This window comes from Brevundimonas sp. AVps4, from assembly GCF_058681525.1.
This window is the reverse complement of sequence record NZ_CM178741.1, coordinates 683,259-702,134: the sequence shown is the minus strand read 5'-3', so window position 1 is coordinate 702,134 and position 18,876 is coordinate 683,259. Positions and strand designations below refer to the sequence as shown.

Here is an 18,876-nt window from a genome sequence, read left to right as displayed (position 1 = left end):
GGCGCGCCTCACAGGCCTTGACCACTGGGGCCGATGCAGCGACACGACGCCGCATGTCCGCCCTGCCCGTCGACCCGCACCTCTATCTGACCTTTCTGGGGGTGATGGTGGTGATGGCGATCACGCCCGGCCCCGCCAATCTGTTCGCCGTCGCCGCCGGGGTGGAGCGGGGGCGCGCCCCGGCCCTGATCGGCGTGGTCGGGATGAATACGGCGACCCTGGTCTGGTTCGGCGCGGCGGCCCTGGGCCTGGGCGCCCTGGTCAAGGCCTTCCCCCAGGTCTTTCACCTGATCGCCGTCCTGGGGGCCCTCTATGTGGCCTGGCTGGGGCTGAAGGCTCTGCGCGGCGCCTTCGCCACGGCCGCCGAGCCCGAGGCCGTCGAAATCCACAAGAGCCGCAACGCCTTTCTGGACGGTTTCATGGTCCAGATCGCCAATCCCAAGGCCATTCTGTTCTTCACCGCCGTCCTGCCGCCGTTTCTGGACATCTCCCGCCCTGTGGCGCCGCAGCTGGCCCTGTTCGCCTTGGCCGTGATCGGCATGGACCTGACGTCGATGAGCGCCTACGCCCTGTCCGGCGCGGCCCTGTCGCGGCGGATGCAGACGCCCCGGTTTCGCCGCGGCTTCGGCCTCTTCGTCGGCCTCTTGCTGCTGACCGCCGCGGTCCTGATCGTCTCGCGCCTGCAGGCCTAGCTGCTGTAGGTCTGGACGCGGCCGAGCTTCGGTCTAGAGTGCCGAGGGAACAGGCTCGTTCATGCCCCGTTCAGCCGCCAGCGCGCCCGAATGGGCGATCAAGGAGTTGATTTCATGAAAGCCCCCTCAAGAACGACGTCCGCGCTCAAGGTGCTGGCGACGACGGCCGTCGCCGGCCTCGTCCTGGCCGCCTGCGCCACCGCCACCCCCTATCAGCCCGCCGGCTACAACGGTCAGCGCGGCGGCTATTCCGAGCAGCGCGTCGAGAGCAACCGCTATCGCGTGACCTTTGCGGGCAATTCGGTGACCTCGCGCGAACAGGTCGAAATGTCCCTGCTGCTGCGCTCGGCCGAGCTGACGGTCGAAAGCGGCTATGACTGGTTCGCCACCGTCAACCGCGCGACCGAACGCGACACCCGCTTCGTCTCGACGCCCGATCCCTTCTACGGCCCCTATTCCAGCTTCTACGGTCCCTACTGGGGTCCGTCCTGGCGCTATTACCGGAGCGGTTTCTGGAGCCCGTGGGATCGCTGGGGCCCCTGGGGTCCGCAAGACATCGACACCCGCCAGATCGACCGTTACGAGGCCAGCGCCGAAATCATCATGGGTCGCGGTCCCAAGCCCGCCGGCGATCCCAACGCCTTCGACGCCCGCGAGGTGATCCAGAACCTGGGCTCGCGCGTCACCCGGCCCGGGGCCTGACGTCGAACCGCCCCGTCCGCCGCGGGGACGGGGCGGGCCTTTCGGTCAGCCGACGCGGGGCGATTTAAGCCGGCGCTTGTTCGAATGGGTGGGCGGGGCCGCGCCCAGATCCTCGGGCACCTCGCCCTTGAAATAATAGCGCTGCCACGCCTCCTTGGCCGCGTCCGGGTCGCCGCTGGCCAGGCGCTGGTTGAAGTCCGTCCGGGCGCGGTTCCAGGCCTCGAACTGACCCTTCATGACCGGATTGGACTGCAGGGTCCGGATCACCGGCTGGAACTGTTCGACCTTCTTGTGCTCGATCAGATTGATGAAGCAGAACGGTTCGCCCCGCTCGAAGGTCACGCGGCCCGGCCGGGTGAAGATCCAGTTCATCGTGAAGGGGAAGGGCAGCCAGTCGGTTTCGATCAGGCCGACCAGGGGCTGGATTCCGTCCTTCACATGGTTGGGCGAACCCGAACACATCATGCCCCAGCCCGGCGGGGTGCGGAACAGATACTGGGGATGCATGGTCAGAACCCCCCGCGAGAAGTGGGAGGTGACGAAATGGTCCAGGTCGTGCTGGGGCCGATCGGGCGTGATGACGATGTCTTCCTGACGCGGCCCGCCGTTCCATTCGGCCGAAAAGCCGAACGGGCACAGGATCTCCCAGCCCGTGGTGTTGGCCATGTTCAGCGGCAGGCACCGATAGGGATGGCGGCTGATGAAGGCGTCCATCCAGTTGCGCGACTGGCGACCGGGCACGAGGTCCGGCGGCCGGGCCGTCATCGGATAGCATTCCAGTTCCAGTTGGCGGGCGGGCGCTGTATCGACCATGACCTGTTCCTAACGCCCGATGTGCGACCACTCAACCATGAGAACGACCGGCATGAGAACGACGGCATGAGCGAACCGGCTTTCGACCGCGACCGCCTTCTGGCCTGGTTCGCCGAAAAGGGCGTGAACCACCGGACCCGCCACCATCCGGCCGTCTTCCGCGTCGAAGAGGGGCTCGAACTGAAGGCCGCCCTGCCCGGCGCCCACACCAAGAACCTGTTCCTGAAGGATCATAAGGGCCGGCTGTGGCTGATCTCGGCCCGTCAGGACACGGCGATCGACCTGAAACGCGCCGCCGCCGTCATGGGGTCAGGCCGGCTCTCGTTCGGAAACGAGACGCTGATGTTCGAAACCCTGGGCGTCCGGCCCGGTTCGGTCACGGCGCTCGCCCTGATCAACGACGCCGAGCGGCGCGTGACCTTCGTCCTGGACCGGCGGCTGTGGGAGGCCGAGGTCGTCAACTTCCACCCCCTGATCAACACCGCCACCACGGCGCTGGATCAGGCGGGCTTTCGCCGCGTCCTCGCCCTGTTGGAGCGGGAGCCTCTGGTGGTGGACTTCGACGCCCTGCCCTAGGTTCAATCGGCATTCAGCTTACTGCGGTCAGGCCGCTCTTCCCGCGTCAGAGGGCCTTGATGCGGCGACAGGGTTCATCACAGCGATCACGGCGGATTCACAGCGGTCACGACGCCGTCGGAACGCACCGTGTCCGCCGTGACCTCGTCGTGCACGTTGTGATGAACCCACCCTCAATCGGCGTTCCGCCGCCAGATGTTTTTCCTTCCGCTGACGCGGGAAAGGAGACCGACACTCAATGGAATAGAGTCTTCAACGCCCGAGGCGCCTCTCCTTGGTTGGCGGCTGCGCGCCGCCCGGCAGGACGGCGGCAGGCCCAATGTCGATTGGCCCTTAGGCCCTCAGTTCGCCGGACGGGCGGCGGCCAGGGCGGCCTTCTGGCGGGCGATTTCGGCGTCGCGGGCGCGGTCCTGGGCGGCGAGTTCGTGTTCGATACGGACCAGTTCGCGATTCTTTTCGGCCGAGGCCTGGGCGCGCGAGACGCCGTTGGGGCGGCCGGTGATCTGGGCGATGGAGATGGGCTGGGCGCAGATGCGGTTGTCCATGTCGTACCATTTGCCCGCCGCCTCGCAGCGTTCGCCCGGCGTGACCCAATAGGCCTGGACCGCGAAAACGCCCGCCACGGCGACGCCGAACAGGCCCAGAAAGATCATCGACAGGCGGGGAAAGGTCAGAAAACGCTTCATCTCAGCATCCGTTAGGCGGGTTTTGCACGGGAGCTTGACCCCGCGTTACGTTGACAGGCCTTCGCGACCGCTCCATGTCCTGCCCCTACATTCAGGCGAATTCACGGATAGACCCATGAAGGTTCTCGTCCCCGTCAAACGGGTGATCGACTATAACGTCAAGGCCCGCGTCAAGGCTGACCAGTCGGGCGTCGACTTGGCCAACGTCAAGATGAGCATGAATCCCTTCGACGAGATCGCCGTCGAAGAGGCGGTTCGTCTGAAGGAAGGCAAGGAACACCACGCCGCCGGCACGGCGACCGAGATCGTCGTGGTCTCCATCGGCGTGACCCAGGCCCAGGAAACCATCCGCACCGCCCTGGCCATGGGCGCGGACCGGGGCGTGCTGATCCAGTCGGACTCCGATCTGGAGCCGCTGGCGGTCGCCAAACTGCTGAAGGCCGTGGTCGAGGAAGAAAAGCCCGACCTGGTGCTGATGGGCAAACAGTCGATCGACGGCGACAACAACGCCGTGGGCCAGATGCTGGCCGCCCTGCTGGACTGGCCCCAGGCGACCTTCGCCGGCAAGCTGGTCATTGACGGCGGCAAGGCCACGGTGACGCGCGAGGTCGACGGCGGCCTGCAGACGATCGCGGCGGAACTGCCCGCGGTGGTCACGGTGGACCTGCGGCTGAACACGCCGCGCTACGCCTCCCTGCCCAACATCATGAAGGCCAAGAAGAAGGAGATCGCCATGAAGGCGGTCGCCGACTACGGCGTCGACGTGGCCGACCGTCTGAAGGTGGTCAAGGTCACCGAGCCGCCCAAGCGCGCCGCCGGGGTCAAGGTCGAGAGCGCCGCCCAGCTGGTCGAATCCCTCAAGTCCGCAGGAGTGCTGTAAGATGGCCGTCCTCGTCATCGCCGATCACGACGGCTCGGCCGTCCGCGACACCACCCACAAGACCGTGACCGCCGCCCTGGCCCTGTCGTCCGACGTGGACGTTCTGGTCGTGGGCCAGGGCGCGCAGGCCGTCGCCGACGGCGCCGCCAAGATCGCCGGGGTCCGCAAGGTGCTGCTGGCCGAGAGCGCCGGCCTGGGCAAGGTGCTGGCCGAGGCCGTCGAGGCCACGGTCCTGCCGCTGGCCGGCGGCTACGACGCCATTCTGACGCCCGCGACCACGGACGGGAAGAATTTCGCCCCCCGGATCGCCGCCAAGCTGGACGTGGCCCCGATCTCGGACATCGTCGAAGTGGTCTCGGCTGATACCTTCGTGCGCCCGATCTACGCCGGCAATGCGCTTGAGACGATCCAGTCGGGCGACGCCAAGAAGGTGATCACCGTGCGTCCGACCGCCTTCGCCGCCGCCGCCGAAGGCGGCTCGGCCCCGGTCGAGAGCGTGGCCGGCGCCGAGGCCCCCAAGACGACCTTCGTCGCCGAGGAAATGGTCAAGTCGGACCGTCCGGAACTGGGCGCCGCCAAGATCATCGTCTCGGGCGGTCGCGCCCTGGGTTCGGCGGAAGAGTTCCACACCGTGATGGAGCCCCTGGCCGACAAGTTGGGCGCCGCCATCGGCGCCAGCCGCGCGGCGGTCGATGCGGGCTACGCGCCCAACGACTATCAGGTCGGCCAGACCGGCAAGGTGGTCGCCCCGATGCTGTACATCGCCATCGGCATCTCGGGCGCCATCCAGCACCTGGCCGGGATGAAGGACTCCAAGACCATCGTCGCCATCAACAAGGACCCGGACGCCCCGATCTTCCAGGTCGCAGACTTCGGCCTGGTCGCCGACTACAAGACCGCCGTGCCGGAACTGATGGCCGCCCTGGGCTGAGGCCCGAATGAAGCTGCCAGGCGGCAGGCAGGCGGTCGTTCCGGATGGAAAGATCGAAGCCTACTGCCTGTCGGCGGACCACCCGGAGGGCCGGCACAAGGCCCGGGTTTTCGCGTCCGCCCTGGGGCTGACTCGGGCGGACGCTCCCTATCTGAAACGCCGGCTTCTGGAAGCGGCCAGGGAGGCCGAGGCCGAGGTCGTCGGGACGGCCCCGTTCGGGACTCTGTACCGTGTCCGCTTCGTGTTAGAGTTCGGCGGTCGCTCGGCCCTGATCCGCAGCGGCTGGATCGTAGGATCGGACGGGGTTCCCCGCCTGACGACCGCGATGGTGGAGTGACGACCATGATTGAGGAACTCGACGTCGTGGCCCTTAGGGCCGATCTTCCGGACCTGGGCCTGAAGAAGGGCGAGCGCGGCACGGTGGTGATGATGTTCGGCCCGACCCGCTTTCTGGCGGAGTTCGCCGACGACAGAGGCGTGGAACGGGCGACCTCGACCCTGAGCGCCGAAGATGTCGAAGTGGTCTGGCGCGCCGCCGATCATCGCGCCCCGGATCGACGCGCCGCCGGTTGATCCCCTGGCCCGACTTCCGATCAAACTGCAGCCCGGCGCTTCCGGCGACCGGATCGACGGCTGGGACGCCGATCCCGAAGGCCGGCCCGTGCTGAAGGTGCGGGTGCGCGCCCGGCCGGTGGACGGCGAGGCCAACGCCGCCCTGGTGAAATTCCTGGCCAAGGCGCTCGGCGTGTCCCGGTCCTCGGTCACGCTGGAGCGGGGCGGGCAGTCGCGGCTGAAGATGATCATGGTCGAAGGTCTGGACGAGGCCGGGCTGAAGGCGCGGATCGCCGCAGCCACGGGCGAGGCGGGCTGAGCCGTCCGGAGCCGTGGCGGGAGACGGCGACTGTCACAGGTTCGCGGTAGACAGGTTGGGGCGGTTCGGGGGACGCGGACGACCTTGTCTGATTTACTGGACCGACGCCCATGCCCCCCGTCTCCCTCCGCCTGATTTCCGCCCTTGCGCTTGCGATCGGTCTTTGTGCTTCCGGGGGCGCCTCTGGAAGCGCCTGGGCCCAGACGGCGGCCCGTCCGTCGGTCGAACAGAGCCAAAGCGGGGGCCGGGCGAAGAATGTGATCCTGTTCCTCGCCGACGCCGGGGGCGTGGCCTCGGTCCATGCCGCCAGTGTGATGGCCTATGGCGAGCCGCTGAGGCTGCACGTTCAGCAGTGGCCGAACCTGGGGCTCAGCGAGACCTCGCCGGTCGACGCCTTCGTCTCGGACTCGGCCAACGGCATGAGCGCCATCGTCACCGGGGTGAAGACCCACAACGGGGTGATCAGCCAGGGGCCGGACGGCGAACGCGGCCGGCGCGACGGGACGCCGACCAAGACGGTGCTGGAATACGCCGAGGAGCACGGCCTGCTGACCGGGGTGGTGACCGACCGTCCCATCACCGATGCGACCCCGGCGGCGACCTACGCCCATTCCAATGATCGCGGCAAATGGGGCGAGATCTTCCCCCAGGCCTTTTCGCCGCGCTTCGGCGACGGGGTGGACGTGCTGATCGGCTCGGGCCGGGCGGAGATCGCCGAACAGATGGCGGCGAACGGGGTCAGCTTCGACAGCCTGGCCCGGGCGCACGACCGGCCGATCTATGCGACCCTGGAGGCGGCGCCGGCGGGGAACCGGCGGCCCGTGGTCGTGGCCGAAGAGGTCGACGTGCGGGCGGCGACCCTGAGGGCGCTGGACCTGCTGCAGGCCGGGGACAAGGGCTATCTGCTGGTGGTGGAATGGGACGCCCATACCGACGACCCGCGCGAGGGTCTGCAGAACATCGCCAATCTGGACCGGCTGATCGCCGAGGTGCAGGCGCGCGTCGATCTGGACGAGACCCTGATGATCTTCACCGCCGACCATTCCTTCGGCCTGCAGGTCGACGGCGGGCGGCGCGGAGAGCCCCTGCTGGAAGGCTATGAGGCCTGGAAGGCGCGGGACGGCGACGAGCGCGTGGTCCGGCTGGAGAATGTTACGGTCAACCGCACCCATACGGCCGAGGAAGTCCCGGCCCTGGCCGTCGGCGTCGGCGCCGAGCGGGTGCGGGGCTATTTCCCCAACACCCACCTGTTCGACGTCATGATGAAGGCCTTCGGCTGGACGCCCTCGTCCGGCGAGTGAAGGCTTCGCTTCGGGCGGGTTCAGAGACCGACCTCGGACGGAACGGAGCGGCGGCTCGCGGGTTGCCTTGGCATGCAGCCCGCCGACACCCCTGCGCCCGAGGCGCCCCGCCCCGAAGACATCGACGCCGTTGGCGACGAGGCCAACCGCCTGGAAGAGCGGGCTGAAGACGACGGCGTCCTGCCCAAGCCGGCTGAAGACGACGCGGGCGTCGGTCCGCAGACCGGGGTCGTCCCCTAGGTCGATCGCCGACAGTCTGCCGTCTTGGGCCAACCAGCCGCGTCCGGCCGAGGTCTTGGGTTCGGAAACAGCGCAGGCCGCTGTTAAACAGGCGCCGTGTTGATACCTTTATAGTTGACGAAACTATGTATCACAGGGTGGCGAGAGGGGCTGGGAATCGCTAGCGTAGGGTCCATGAATTCGACAGAGATCGCCCCCTCCCCCAGCGCCGCAGCCCTGCGCCCCCTTCGCATCAATGATCCGGCGCCGGACTTTATCGCGCGCACGACCCAGGGGGAAAAACGGCTCAGCGACTACCGGGGGCGGTGGCTGGTGCTGTTTTCGCATCCGGCCGATTTCACCCCGGTCTGCACAAGCGAATTCATCGCCCTGGCCAAGCAGGCGGATGCGTTTGAGGCCCTGGGCTGCGACCTGATGGCCCTGTCGGTGGATAGTCTGTATTCCCACCTGGCCTGGCTGAAGGACATCTATCGCCGCTTCGGCGTCAAGGTGGCCTTTCCGATCATCGAGGATCCGTCCATGGCCATCGGCCACGCCTTCGGCATGGTGGATGCGGGCTCCAGCGACAGCGCCACGGTGCGGGCGAGCTTCGTCATCGATCCGGACGGAATCGTGCGGGCGGTCAGCTGGTATCCGATGAACATCGGCCGTTCGGTCGATGAACTGCTGCGGCTGGTGACGGCGCTGCAGACCGCCGACCGCGAACAGGCGTCGACCCCGGCGGGATGGTCCCCGGGCGAGCCCCTGCTGGAGCCGGCCGCCACCACCCTGGACGCGGCCCTTGCCGACGGCGAGGGCGAGACGCCCTGGTATTATCGCGAGCGCAGCGCATGAGCGACGACTCGATCGCCGCCATGGAGCGGCTGAAGGACAAGGCCCCCCAGGCCGCCGAACTGTTGCGTCAGCTGGCCAACGCCAATCGGCTGTTGATCCTCTGCCACATCGCCGCAGAGGAACGATCGGTCGGACAGCTCGAGACGGATCTGGGCATCAGACAGCCGGCTCTGTCGCAGCAGTTGGCCGAGCTGCGCCAGTACGGCCTGGTGAAGACCCGGCGGCAGTCGCGGTCGATCTACTATTCCATCGCCGATGATCGAGCCCAGGCGGTGATGGACATGTTGTACGACATCTTCTGCGGCGACGGACAGCCGGTTTCCACGCGCGCCAAGAACCCCCGCGTGGAAACGCCGGCGCGTCCCCGCGGGGATGCGGCCCAGTTCGCTCGCGTCGCGCCCGTTCTCCGCCGCTAGAGAATGATCCACGCTTCAATCTGAGCGGCCCCTCTGCGTCCCCGCCGCTCGCAGCACGGCGTCATCGGGTCGCCGGTTTTCCGTCATCCCGCAACACGACATAGATGGCGGGAATGACCAGGACGGTCAGCAGGGTCGAGGAGGCCAGGCCGAACAGCAGCGAGATCGCCAAACCCTGGAAGATCGGGTCCGTCAGGATCACCGCCGCCCCGATCATGGCCGCCAGGGCGGTCAGCAGGATCGGCTTGAACCGGATGGCGCCTGCCTCGATCAGGACGTCGCGCAAGGGTTTGTCGGGCGAAGCCGTGTGCCGGATGAAGTCCACCAGCAGGATCGAATTGCGCACGATGATGCCGGCCAGGGCGATGAAGCCGATCATCGAGGTGGCCGTGAACGGCGCGCCGAACAGCATGTGGCCGATGACGATGCCGATCAAGGTCAGGGGGATGGGGGTCAGGATGACCAGGGGCAGTCTGAAACTGCGGAACTGGGCCACGACCAGCACATAGATGCCCAGCAGGGCGACCATGAAGGCGGCGCCCATGTCGCGGAAGGTGACCCAGGTGATCTCCCACTCGCCGTCCCACAGCAGCGAGGGGACGGACTCGTCCTCCGGCTGGCCGTTGAGACGGATCGCCGGCTTTTGCAGGCCCAGGGCGTCCCAGTCGTGGGCCTGAATGGCGCGATTCACCGCCTGCATGCCGTAGACGGGCGCCTCGTACTGGCCCGCCAGTTCGGCGGTCACCATGTCGACCGGTCGTCCGTCGCGGCGGAAGACGGCGTAGCTGCCGGTCTCGCGCCGGCTGTCCACGACCTCGCCCAGTTCGATCAGGCGCGGACCGGCGGGACCGGCCGTCACGGCCACCGGCGTCGTGGCCAGGGTGCGGCTCCAGCTGCGCGCCGACTGGGGCAGGGCGACGGTGATCGGCAGGGGGGCGCGACCGTCCCCGCGCGGGGCGTAACCGACCGTGGAGCCGCCCAGGATCGCGCCTATGGAATCCTGCAACTCGCGTTCGGACAGGCCGTAATAGTCCAGACGGTCCCGGATGGGGATCAGCCGCAGCCGCGGCCGTTCCTGGCCGAAGCTGTTGTCGACGTCGACGACATAGGGAACGGAACGGAAGAGCTTCTCGACCTCCAGGGCGGTCTTGCGACGGGTCTCGGCATCGGGTCCGTAGATCTCCGCCAGCAGCGTCGCCAGGACGGGCGGTCCGGGCGGCGTCTCCACCACCTTGATCGAGGCCCCGGCGGGCAGGGACAGGGCCTTCAGCCGGGCGCGCAGATCCAGGGCGACGGCATGGCTGGACCGGCTGCGCGCGTCCTTGGGCAGGAGGGAGATCATCAGATCGCCCATCTCGGGCCGGTCGCGCAGGAAATAGTGCCGCACCAGGCCGTTGAAGTTGAACGGCGCCGAGGCGCCGGCATAGACCTCCATGGCCTCGGCCTCCGGCAGGGCGCGGATCTGGGCCGCAGCCTCGTCCAGGGTGCGGGCGGTGGCTTCCAGGCTGGTCCCTTCGGGCATGTCGACCACCACCTGGATCTCCGACTTGTTGTCGAAGGGCAGCAGCTTCACCGTCACCGCCTTGAAATAGAACATCGAACAGGCCAGCAGGGTGGCCACGCCGACCCCGATCAGGAAGTTGCGGGCCGAGGCGCGCGTGCCGATCACGCGATGGGCCACGCGGGCGTACAGCCGCCCCAGCTTGCCGCCGCCCTCTTCATGGGCGTGATCGGGCCCGCCGTGGGCCAGGGTCTTTCGCGCGAACCGGATCATCAGCCAGGGCGCGATCACCACGGCGACGAAGAAGGAGAAGATCATCGCCGCCGAGGCGTTGACCGGGATCGGCGCCATATAGGGGCCCATCAGCCCCGAAACGAACAGCATGGGCAGCAGGGCCGCCACCACGGTCAGGGTCGCCACGACGGTGGGGTTGCCGACCTCCGCCACCGCCTCGACAGCCGCCTCCGTTCGGCTGCGGCCGTCGCGCATCCCCCAGTGACGGGCGATGTTCTCGATCATGACGATGGCGTCGTCGACCAGGATGCCGATGGAGAAGATCAGGGCGAACAGGCTGACGCGATTGATCGTATAGCCCATGACATAGGAGGCGAAGAGGGTCAGCAGGATGGTGGTGGGAATGACCATGGCGGTGACGGCGGCCTCGCGCCAGCCGATGGCGAAGCCGATCAGCACGACGATCGACACGGTCGCCAGGGCCAGGTGGAACAGCAGTTCGTTGGCCTTTTCGTTCGCCGTCTCGCCGTAGTCGCGGCTGACCGCGACCTCGACCCCCTCGGGGATCAGCTTGCCTTTCAGGTTTTCGACGCGCTGACGCACGGCCTCGGACACCACCACCGCATTGGCGCCGGCGCGTTTGGCGATGGCGAGGCTGACGGCGGGCGCGCCGGCCCACTGACCTTCATGTCGGGCCCAGCGCCAGACGCGAGCCTGGTCTTCGCGGGGCCCCTGGGCCACGTCTGCGACGTCGCGCAGATAGACCGGCGCGCCGGTGACGGATCGGACGGTCAGCAGCCCGACCTCCTGGGCCGAGGCCAGGGTGCGGCCGGAGGTGACGGCGACGGCCTGACCGTCCTCGCGGATATTGCCGACGGGGAAGCTGCGGTTGGCCTGGGACGCCGCCTCCATCACCTGGCCCAGGGGCACGCCGTACAGGTTCAGCTTGGCCGGATCGGGGGCGATGCGGATTTCGTCGGGCCGGCCGCCGGTGATGAAGGTCAAGCCCACGTCGTCGACCTTGGCGATCTCGGTGCGCAGCTTGTGCGCCAGGTCATAGAGGGCCTGATCGGTCCACTGGCCCGCCGCGCCCGGCTTGGGCGTGAGGGTCAGGACGATGGCCGGCACGTCGTCGATGCCGCGCACCGTCACCTTGGGATCGGGAACGCCCACCGGGATCCGGTCCTGGTTGGCGCGGAGCTTTTCTTCGATCCGTATGGCGGCGTCCTCGGGGTTTGATCCCACCAGAAAGCGCGCCGTCACCAGCACTCCGTTGTCTTCGGCCTGGGTGTAGACGTGCTCGACCCCGTTCACGCTCTTGACGATGGTCTCGAGCGGAACGCCGATCAGTTCGACGGCGTCGGCGGCCGCCAGGCCCGGCGCCGCCACCTGGATGTCGACCATGGGCACGCTGATCTGCGGCTCTTCCTCGCGCGGGATCGAGACCAGGGCCAAAAGGCCGACGGCTATGGCCGCCAGCAGGAACAGCGGCGTCAGAGGCGAAGCGATGGTGAAGCGCGTCAGACGCCCGGACAGGCCCAGTTTCATCCCTGCGTCCTCGTCGCGACCAGCCGGTCGCCGGCTCTGACGCCGCTCAGGATTTCCAGCGTGTCGGGATCGTTCGTCGGCGCGGTCTGGACCGGAACGGCGCTGCGCTTGCGGTCAGGAGAGACGACCTCGACATAGTCCAGGCCGTAGCGGGTCGTGACAAAGCGCCGGGGCACGGTCAGGGCCTGCCTTTGACCGATCTCGATCGAGGCGGCGACGCGACGACCGACCAGTTCGGTGGTCAGGCCCGGAACGGAGGCGTCGACCTGAACCCGCCCGCCGACGATGGCGGGATAGACCTGGGTCACCTGTCCCTGGCGCGCTTCGGCCGGAAGATCATCGGCCGCCAGCAGGACGCGGGCTCCGGGCTTGACCTGGCCGGCGAGCGATTCCGGCAGTTCAAGACGCAGGACGGGCGGACCGGCGGTGATGGTCGCGATGGACATGCCGGGGCTGACCGCCGACCCCGCCGTAACCTCGACCTTCAGCACGCGTCCGGCGGCGGGCGCCAGGATCGCGCCCTGCCCCGCCATACTGGCGCTGGCGCCCCGTTGCGCGCGAGCGGCGGCGGTCTGGGCGTCGGCGGCGCGGGCGGCGGCGACAGCCTGGTCCAGACGCGCCTTGGCGTAGATATTGTGGTCGTACAGATCCTGAATCCGCGCCAGGTCGGCGCGGGCACGGGTCGCCTCGGCCTCGGCGGCCGCGACCTGGGCGTCATAGGCCCGGGTCTCGAAACCGATCCGGTCGTCGACGACCCGGCCGATCTGCTGGCCCTTGCCGACCCTATCCCCTTCGCGCACGGACAGGGCGACGAGGAGGCCGGGAATGCGCGCCCGGGCTTGGGACTGGTCGCGGGTGGTGATCTCACCCGCCACCGTCTTGGTGTCGGCAAGCGCGTTCGACGTCAGAACAAGCTCCTCGCCGGCAGGCGCGGTCCGGGCGGCCGGCGTCCTGCTCTCTTCCGAGCCGCCGCAGGCGGACAGGGTCAGGGCGACCGCAGCCATGAGGGTCCACTTCTTCATCGGCGTCGTCCTTCCGTCGTCACCGCGCCGATCAACCGCGCTCGACCGGCAGGCCCGCCGACTTCCAGGCGCCCAGGCCCCCGGCCAGATGGGTGTCGATCGCGGCCTGAGCCTCGGCGCAGCGGTCCAGCGCCATGCCGGATCGCTTTCCGCCGGCGCACTGGAGGATGACGGTCTTTCCGTCCGCCGCGGGCAGGCGGGCCGGATCGAACGAGGAGAGGGGCAGGTTGACGGCGCCGGCGATGTGTTCGGCTGCGAACTCTCCCGGCTCGCGCACATCGATCACCAGCGCCTCGCCTTGATCGAGCAGGGCCTTCAGCTCGGCCGGGCCGATCTCGCGATGCTTTGCGCTCTTTCCAGATCCGAACATTCCAATCTCCCGAGGTCCGCAGGCTGCAGTCTCACAATTTTATAATTGTATATATCATGTAATCATTATATCCGGTCAAGCGCATAAGGGTGATGGAAACGCCTGCTGGAGGAAGACATGGCCAAACCCAGGATTGTGATCATCGGGGCGGGGTTGGGCGGAACGATCGCCGCCTATGAGATCAAGGCGGCGCTCAAGGGGCGCGCCGACGTCCTTATGATCGCCGAGTCTGAGACATATTCGTTCGTCCCTTCAAACCCTTGGGTCGCCGTCCGGTGGCGGGAGCCCGAAGCAATCCAGGTTCATCTGCCGCCGATCTTCGCCCGCAAGAAGATCGGCTTCACCGCCATCGGCGCGAAACGGCTTCACGCCTCGGAGAAGCGGGTCGAGCTCAATGACGGCGAGAGCGTTGATTACGATTATCTTGTAATTGCGACAGGGCCGGATCTGGCCTTCGATGAGATCGAGGGGCTCGGTCCAGGCGGTTATACGGCCTCGGTCTGTCAGACGGCTCACGCCTCCCACGCCGCGACCCTGTTCGACGCCTATCTGGAGAACCCCGGCCCGATCGTGGTCGGGGCGGTCCAGGGCGCCTCCTGCTACGGCCCCGCCTACGAATTCGCCCTGATCCTGGACACCGAGCTGCGCAGGCGAAAGATCCGGGACCGGGCGCCGATAACCTTCGTCACCGCCGAACCCTATATCGGCCATCTGGGCCTGGACGGGGTGGGGGACACCAAGTCGCTTCTGGAAAGCAAGCTGCGCGATCGACACATCAAATGGATCACCAACGCCCGCGTCGCCAAGGTCGAGCCAGGCCTGATGCATGTGGAGGAGGTGGCCGAGGACGGGGCCGTCGCCAAGACCCACCAGCTCCCCTTCGGCTATTCGATGATGCTGCCGGCGTTCCGCGGCGTGCCGGCTGTCCGCGACATCGCCGGACTGACCAATCCGCGCGGCTTCATCCTGGTCGATGAGCACCAGCGCAACCCAGCCTTTCCGGAAATCTTCGCCCTGGGCGTCTGCGTCGCCATCGCCCCCACCGGTCCGACGCCTGTGCCGGTGGGGGCGCCCAAGACCGGCTTCATGATCGAGAGCATGGTGACGGCGGTGGCCGCAAATCTGGCCGCCCTCGTCGCCGGCGAGACGCCGACTTCGGAGGCGACCTGGAACGCCGTCTGTCTGGCGGATTTCGGCGACGGCGGCGTCGCCTTCGTCGCCCAGCCGCAAATTCCGCCCCGCAACGTCAACTGGGCCGCCAGCGGCAAATGGGTCCATCTGGCCAAGGTGGGGTTCGAGAAATACTTCCTGCGCAAGGTGCGCAAGGGCGAGAGCGAACCCTCCTACGAACGGCTGGCGATGCACATCATGGGCATCCGCAAGCTTCGCATGTGACCCTTCCTCTAGATCTGGAGCCTACCGATGAACCTCGATCGCGCCGTCATGATCTTCGCCGGATGCGTCGTGCTGGCGGGCGTGACCCTGTCCTACGCCGTCCATCCGTGGTGGATCGCCCTGACCGTCTTCGCGGGGTTGAACATGATCCAGGCCGGGTTCACGGGCTTCTGTCCGGCGGCCATGGTCTTCAAGGCCATCGGCCTGCGCCCCGGGAACGCCTTCCGATGAGCCTGAGACGCGCCGCCCCCTGGGCCTTGGCCCTAATCCTCGCTTCGCCGGGTCTGGCCCAGGCGACGACGCTGGAGGAGGCGATCGCCGCCGCCCTCGCCCACGCGCCCGAGATCGCCGCCGCCGACGCCGAGGCCGAGGCCGCGAAAGGCCGATTGCAGCAGGCCCGTTCGGCGTTCGCCCCCTCCCTCAGCCTCAACGGCACGGTCGGCCAGGGCCGGCTTGATCCGACGGCCTTCTTCGGCCTGGACGCGGCGGACGTCACGCCTCGGGCGGCCCAGCTGACGCTGGAACAGCCCCTGTTCACCGGCGGTCGGGCGACGGCGGGAATCGCTCGGGCCCGCGCCGACATGGCCGCAGCCGAGGCCGGCGGCGAGGCCGTTCAAGGCCAGGTCGTCACGGCGGTGGTTCAGGCCTATGGCGACATGCTCGCGGCCGATGAAGTGCTGAGGCTGTATCGCGCGCTGGCGGCTCAGATGACGGAAATCGAGCGACAGGCGCGCGAGCGCTTCCGGGCGGGAGAAACCCCGAGCACGGACGTCGCCCAGGCCGCGTCGCGCGCCGCCGAGGCCCGCGCCGATCTGGCCCGGGCGGAGGGCATGCAGGTGTCCGCCCGCGCCCGTTATCGCAATCTGACCGGCCTGGAGCCGGTGGATCTGCAGCCGATTCCGCCCAATCCGCCCCTGCCCGCCTCCCTTGAGGACGCGATGGCGACTGCGCTCGGCGCCAGTCCCGCCCTGCGGCGGGCGCAGGCCGATGTCGAGGCGGCCGAGGCCGGCGCCCGCGCCGCGCGCGGCGAACGCCGGCCCACCGTCAGCGCCTTCGTCGAGGCGGGATCGGTTCGGGATCAGTTTTTCCCCGACTATCGCGCCGACAGCGCGACCGTGGGGATCCTGGGACGCTGGACCCTGTTCAGCGGCGGCCTGACGTCGGGCAGGATCGCCGAGACTGCCGCCGATGTCCGCGCCGCCCTTGCCCGCCTGCGCGCCGCCCGCATGGGCCTGGAGGAACAGGTGCTCTCCGCCTGGCAGGACATCCACACCGCCGAACTGGTGGCCCAGGCCTCCGACGAACAGAGCACGGCCGCAGACCAGGCCCTGACCAGCGTCCGGCACGAGGTCCGCGTCGGTCTGAAGCCGCAGATCGACCTGCTGAACGCCGAACGCGAAGCCGCGGCCGCCGCCGCCGCCGCCGCCCAGGCCAGGACCGCCCGGATCGTCGCCGCCTATCGGCTGAGGGCCCTGATCGGATCGGCTTGAGATCAGAGCCGGTGATCCGCTTCCCAGACCGAGCTTGCCCGGACCTTCGGCACGCGACGAGGGCGTCAAGCCGCCGCTGGCGGAGTTCTCGATTTTAAACCGAAGTGGCGCACCCGACACGATTCGAACGTGTGACCTTTGCCTTCGGAGGGCAACGCTCTATCCAGCTGAGCTACGGGTGCGTGGTCGGCGAGAAGGCCGGAAGAGGCCGCTTACAGCAAGCGGCGGGCGGCCTCAATCCCCGAATACGCAGATGAGGGGCGGATACCGTTCCAAACTGGCGTCGGTGCGAAATGCCGGAGCGCGCCCACGGCCTCAAGCAGCGCGAAGCGCGGTAGGCCCCCAAAAGAAAGCCATAGGGCGCCTGGGCCCTATTGCGCGGTCATGCCGCCGTCGATCTTGAATTCGGACCCTGTGACGAACCTGGATTCGTCGGAGGCGAGATAGAGGACGCAGTACGCCACGTCGTCCGGGTCGCCGATCCGCTTCAGGGGAATGCCGCGGGTCAGGCGTTCGTGGGCCTTGGCCTCGTCGCCGCCGGCCATGGCGATGAAGGGATCCAGGATCGGGGTCTTGATGAAGACCGGGTGGACAGAGTTGCAGCGCACGTTCCAGTCGGCCTTGGCCGCCTCGAGCGCCAGGGTCTTGGTGTACATCCAGACGGCGGCCTTGGTGGCGTTATAGGCGCCCATGCCGGGGGCGGCGACCAGGCCGGCGATCGACGAGATGTTGATGATCGAGGCCGGTGCGGCGGCGCGCAGGTGCGGCATGGCGTATTTGGCGCCCAGCATGATCGAGCGCAGATTGATCTCGTACTGACGTTGCCAGTTGTCGACCGTGTCCTGTTCGACGAAGGCCAGGGGGCCGCCGACGCCGGCGTTGTTGACCAGGACCGACAGGCCGCCGAGGTCGGCCACGGCGGCGGCGATCACCTGTTCCCACTGGGCTTCGTCGGCCACGTCGTGGGCGTAGGCGAAGGCGGCGCCGGGGATTTCGGCGTTGATGCGGGCGGCCAGGGCGGCGGCGCGGTCGCCGTCGATGTCGGTCAGGGCCAGGCGGGCGCCCTCGCGGGCCATCATGAAGGCCATGGCCTCGCCCAGGCCGCCGGCGGCGCCGGTGATCAGGACGGTCTTGCCGGCGACGCGGCCGGGGCGGGCGTGGGGAGCGCTCACGAGTTCGCCCCCGTTTCGGCGGCGGCGCGATCGATGAACCGGGCCAGGGCGACGTCCTTGTCCGTCACCCCGTCGGCGTCATGGGTGGTCAGCAGCACCTCGACGCGGTCGTAGACGTTCGACCATTCCGGATGATGGTCCATCTTGTCGGCCATCAGGGCGACGCGGGTCATGAAGCCGAAGGCGGCGTTGAAATCGGCGAACCTGAGTGAGCGCGCGATCGCGGGGCGGTCGCCGTCGTCGGCGCGCCAGGCGGGCAAGGTTTCGAGCGCTTTCGCGACCTCGATGCGGACGTCGGTCATGGGGCTTCCTCTTTTTTCCAAGGCGTAAGGCGTTCGGGAGAGCGCCGCAAGCGTACAGGCGACGCCGCAACATGACCCCGAAAGGGTCGCGGAACGCGGGATCAAGCTTGGGCGTTGGGCGTGGACGAAAAGCGTTGCTGCTGACGTCGGATGTAGAGGAAAGAGGATGATGGACAATCTGTGGATCGCCGCCCTCGATCCGGCGGACCGCGAGCGGATCAAACCCTATCTGGAGGAACGCGAGGTCGCGCGTGGCCAGATGCTGTACGACGCCGGCGAAGCGGTCGATCAGGTCTGGTTCCCGATCAAGGGGGTGGTGTCGCTGATGACCGTCCTGCCTGACGACAAGACGGTGGAGACGGCCGCCATCGGCCGCGAGGGCCTGGTCGGGGTGACCTGCGGCCCGTTCAACGCCCGGGCCGCCAGCCGCGCCATATCCCAGGGCGACGGCGTCGCCGCCTGCTGCTCGGCCGCGGCGTTCGGCGCGGCGCTGGACGCCAGCGAAACCCTGCGCCAGGCCCTGTCGCGCTTCACCGAAGGCCTGATGGCCCAGGTGCAGCAGGTCGCCGCCTGCAACGCCCAGCACCGGCTGGACGAGCGGCTGGCGCGCTGGCTGCTGACCCTGCACGACCGGGCCGAGGACGACCGGATCGACCTGACCCAGGCCGACATCGCCGGCATGCTGGGCGTGCGGCGCGCCACCGTATCCGAGGTGGGCACGGTGCTGGAGGACAGGAAGCTGATCCAGCGCGGCCGCGGCTGGGTGCGGGTGCGGGACCGCGACGGTCTGGAGGCGGCGTCCTGCGGCTGCTACGGCCTGATGCGCCAGGTGATGAAGGATCTGGCCCTGCCCCAGCCGGAAGCCGGGCCTGAAGCCGGATCCGAAGCGGCCTGATCGCG

Annotated in this window: 23 protein-coding genes and 1 tRNA gene; 16 read left to right on the top strand and 8 right to left on the bottom strand. The window is 68.3% G+C overall.

The features are described from left to right. Nucleotides 1–53 precede the first annotated feature (53 nt). Nucleotides 54–692 carry a LysE family translocator gene (locus ACW178_RS03415; RefSeq protein ID WP_182714335.1) on the top strand — a complete coding sequence of 213 codons (639 nt, stop codon included), beginning with the start codon at nucleotides 54–56 and terminating at the stop codon, nucleotides 690–692. Between the two features lie 114 nt (nucleotides 693–806). Then, nucleotides 807–1,394 (top strand): CC0125/CC1285 family lipoprotein, encoded by a 588-nt coding sequence (locus ACW178_RS03410; protein WP_287104525.1) that lies wholly within the window; start codon nucleotides 807–809, stop codon nucleotides 1,392–1,394. Nucleotides 1,395–1,439: 45 nt separating this feature from the next. Here ACW178_RS03410 and ACW178_RS03405 read toward each other — a convergent pair whose 3' ends face one another. Then, nucleotides 1,440–2,207, bottom strand: coding sequence for a DUF6065 family protein (locus ACW178_RS03405; protein WP_287104526.1), 768 nt, complete (start codon nucleotides 2,205–2,207; stop codon nucleotides 1,440–1,442). Between the two features lie 66 nt (nucleotides 2,208–2,273). On the opposite strand from ACW178_RS03405, the gene ACW178_RS03400 reads away from it, so the two are divergent. Further along, entirely contained in the window at nucleotides 2,274–2,783 is a 510-nt protein-coding gene (locus ACW178_RS03400) for a prolyl-tRNA synthetase associated domain-containing protein (RefSeq protein ID WP_287104527.1), read from the top strand. A 341-nt stretch (nucleotides 2,784–3,124) separates the two neighbouring features. Here ACW178_RS03400 and ACW178_RS03395 read toward each other — a convergent pair whose 3' ends face one another. Next, nucleotides 3,125–3,469, bottom strand: a complete 345-nt coding sequence (locus ACW178_RS03395; RefSeq protein ID WP_182714337.1) for a hypothetical protein — start codon at nucleotides 3,467–3,469, stop codon at nucleotides 3,125–3,127. Between the two features lie 115 nt (nucleotides 3,470–3,584). Between ACW178_RS03395 and ACW178_RS03390 the strand changes: the two genes are divergently transcribed. The 9 genes from ACW178_RS03390 to ACW178_RS03350 all read left to right on the top strand — a co-directional run bounded on the left by ACW178_RS03390 (nucleotide 3,585) and on the right by ACW178_RS03350 (nucleotide 8,942). Further along, the gene (locus tag ACW178_RS03390) at nucleotides 3,585–4,349 is read left to right on the top strand and encodes an electron transfer flavoprotein subunit beta/FixA family protein (protein ID WP_287104530.1); all 765 of its coding nucleotides are present in this window, start codon (nucleotides 3,585–3,587) and stop codon (nucleotides 4,347–4,349) included. A gap of 1 nt (nucleotide 4,350) precedes the next feature. Then, nucleotides 4,351–5,280 carry an electron transfer flavoprotein subunit alpha/FixB family protein gene (locus ACW178_RS03385; protein ID WP_287104532.1) on the top strand — a complete coding sequence of 310 codons (930 nt, stop codon included), beginning with the start codon at nucleotides 4,351–4,353 and terminating at the stop codon, nucleotides 5,278–5,280. 7 nt (nucleotides 5,281–5,287) lie between these two features. After that, the gene (locus ACW178_RS03380) at nucleotides 5,288–5,617 is read left to right on the top strand and encodes a DUF6883 domain-containing protein (protein ID WP_287104534.1); all 330 of its coding nucleotides are present in this window, start codon (nucleotides 5,288–5,290) and stop codon (nucleotides 5,615–5,617) included. 5 nt (nucleotides 5,618–5,622) lie between these two features. Then, on the top strand, nucleotides 5,623–5,853 hold the full coding sequence (locus tag ACW178_RS03375) for a DUF4926 domain-containing protein (RefSeq protein ID WP_183216218.1): 231 nt from the start codon (nucleotides 5,623–5,625) through the stop codon (nucleotides 5,851–5,853). Next, nucleotides 5,792–6,151 (top strand): DUF167 domain-containing protein, encoded by a 360-nt coding sequence (locus ACW178_RS03370; protein WP_395942141.1) that lies wholly within the window; start codon nucleotides 5,792–5,794, stop codon nucleotides 6,149–6,151. Before ACW178_RS03375 ends, ACW178_RS03370 begins: the two co-directional genes overlap by 62 nt. Before the next feature lie 110 nt (nucleotides 6,152–6,261). Continuing rightward, the gene (locus ACW178_RS03365) at nucleotides 6,262–7,452 is read left to right on the top strand and encodes an alkaline phosphatase (RefSeq protein ID WP_492024857.1); all 1,191 of its coding nucleotides are present in this window, start codon (nucleotides 6,262–6,264) and stop codon (nucleotides 7,450–7,452) included. Nucleotides 7,453–7,524: 72 nt separating this feature from the next. Beyond that, a complete protein-coding gene (locus ACW178_RS03360; RefSeq protein WP_156314143.1) occupies nucleotides 7,525–7,692 on the top strand; it encodes a hypothetical protein in 168 nt (55 codons plus the stop codon). 174 nt (nucleotides 7,693–7,866) lie between these two features. Next, complete coding sequence (locus ACW178_RS03355) at nucleotides 7,867–8,526, top strand: peroxiredoxin (protein ID WP_054764518.1); 660 nt, start codon at nucleotides 7,867–7,869, stop codon at nucleotides 8,524–8,526. Further along, nucleotides 8,523–8,942, top strand: a complete 420-nt coding sequence (locus ACW178_RS03350) for an ArsR/SmtB family transcription factor (RefSeq protein WP_054764517.1) — start codon at nucleotides 8,523–8,525, stop codon at nucleotides 8,940–8,942. Before ACW178_RS03355 ends, ACW178_RS03350 begins: the two co-directional genes overlap by 4 nt. 61 nt (nucleotides 8,943–9,003) lie before the next feature. Here ACW178_RS03350 and ACW178_RS03345 read toward each other — a convergent pair whose 3' ends face one another. From ACW178_RS03345 to ACW178_RS03335, 3 genes are read right to left on the bottom strand one after another with little or no spacing between them, the layout of a single operon-like run. Further along, nucleotides 9,004–12,225 (bottom strand): efflux RND transporter permease subunit, encoded by a 3,222-nt coding sequence (locus tag ACW178_RS03345; protein WP_287104543.1) that lies wholly within the window; start codon nucleotides 12,223–12,225, stop codon nucleotides 9,004–9,006. Continuing rightward, nucleotides 12,222–13,247, bottom strand: a complete 1,026-nt coding sequence (locus ACW178_RS03340; protein ID WP_492024856.1) for an efflux RND transporter periplasmic adaptor subunit — start codon at nucleotides 13,245–13,247, stop codon at nucleotides 12,222–12,224. The genes ACW178_RS03345 and ACW178_RS03340 overlap by 4 nt, the downstream gene beginning before the upstream one ends. A gap of 31 nt (nucleotides 13,248–13,278) precedes the next feature. Next, nucleotides 13,279–13,617 carry a rhodanese-like domain-containing protein gene (locus ACW178_RS03335; RefSeq protein WP_054764514.1) on the bottom strand — a complete coding sequence of 113 codons (339 nt, stop codon included), beginning with the start codon at nucleotides 13,615–13,617 and terminating at the stop codon, nucleotides 13,279–13,281. Between the two features lie 117 nt (nucleotides 13,618–13,734). Here ACW178_RS03335 and ACW178_RS03330 point away from each other — a divergent pair, with 117 nt between their 5' ends. The 3 genes from ACW178_RS03330 to ACW178_RS03320 are packed head-to-tail and all read left to right on the top strand — an operon-like array spanning nucleotide 13,735 to nucleotide 16,502. Further along, a complete protein-coding gene (locus ACW178_RS03330) occupies nucleotides 13,735–15,012 on the top strand; it encodes an NAD(P)/FAD-dependent oxidoreductase (RefSeq protein WP_492024855.1) in 1,278 nt (425 codons plus the stop codon). Nucleotides 15,013–15,039: 27 nt separating this feature from the next. Beyond that, the gene (locus ACW178_RS03325; RefSeq protein ID WP_492024854.1) at nucleotides 15,040–15,243 is read left to right on the top strand and encodes a YgaP family membrane protein; all 204 of its coding nucleotides are present in this window, start codon (nucleotides 15,040–15,042) and stop codon (nucleotides 15,241–15,243) included. Beyond that, nucleotides 15,240–16,502, top strand: coding sequence for a TolC family protein (locus ACW178_RS03320; protein ID WP_492024853.1), 1,263 nt, complete (start codon nucleotides 15,240–15,242; stop codon nucleotides 16,500–16,502). Before ACW178_RS03325 ends, ACW178_RS03320 begins: the two co-directional genes overlap by 4 nt. A gap of 105 nt (nucleotides 16,503–16,607) precedes the next feature. Here the strand turns inward: ACW178_RS03320 and ACW178_RS03315 are convergent. The 3 genes from ACW178_RS03315 to ACW178_RS03305 all read right to left on the bottom strand — a co-directional run bounded on the left by ACW178_RS03315 (nucleotide 16,608) and on the right by ACW178_RS03305 (nucleotide 17,976). Next, a tRNA-Arg gene (locus ACW178_RS03315) sits at nucleotides 16,608–16,684 on the bottom strand. Nucleotides 16,685–16,873: 189 nt separating this feature from the next. Then, nucleotides 16,874–17,674, bottom strand: a complete 801-nt coding sequence (locus ACW178_RS03310) for an SDR family oxidoreductase (protein ID WP_054764511.1) — start codon at nucleotides 17,672–17,674, stop codon at nucleotides 16,874–16,876. Continuing rightward, on the bottom strand, nucleotides 17,671–17,976 hold the full coding sequence (locus tag ACW178_RS03305) for a 4a-hydroxytetrahydrobiopterin dehydratase (protein WP_152949329.1): 306 nt from the start codon (nucleotides 17,974–17,976) through the stop codon (nucleotides 17,671–17,673). The genes ACW178_RS03310 and ACW178_RS03305 overlap by 4 nt, the downstream gene beginning before the upstream one ends. Before the next feature lie 166 nt (nucleotides 17,977–18,142). Here ACW178_RS03305 and ACW178_RS03300 point away from each other — a divergent pair, with 166 nt between their 5' ends. Continuing rightward, entirely contained in the window at nucleotides 18,143–18,871 is a 729-nt protein-coding gene (locus tag ACW178_RS03300) for a Crp/Fnr family transcriptional regulator (protein WP_227976028.1), read from the top strand. Nucleotides 18,872–18,876 lie beyond the last annotated feature (5 nt).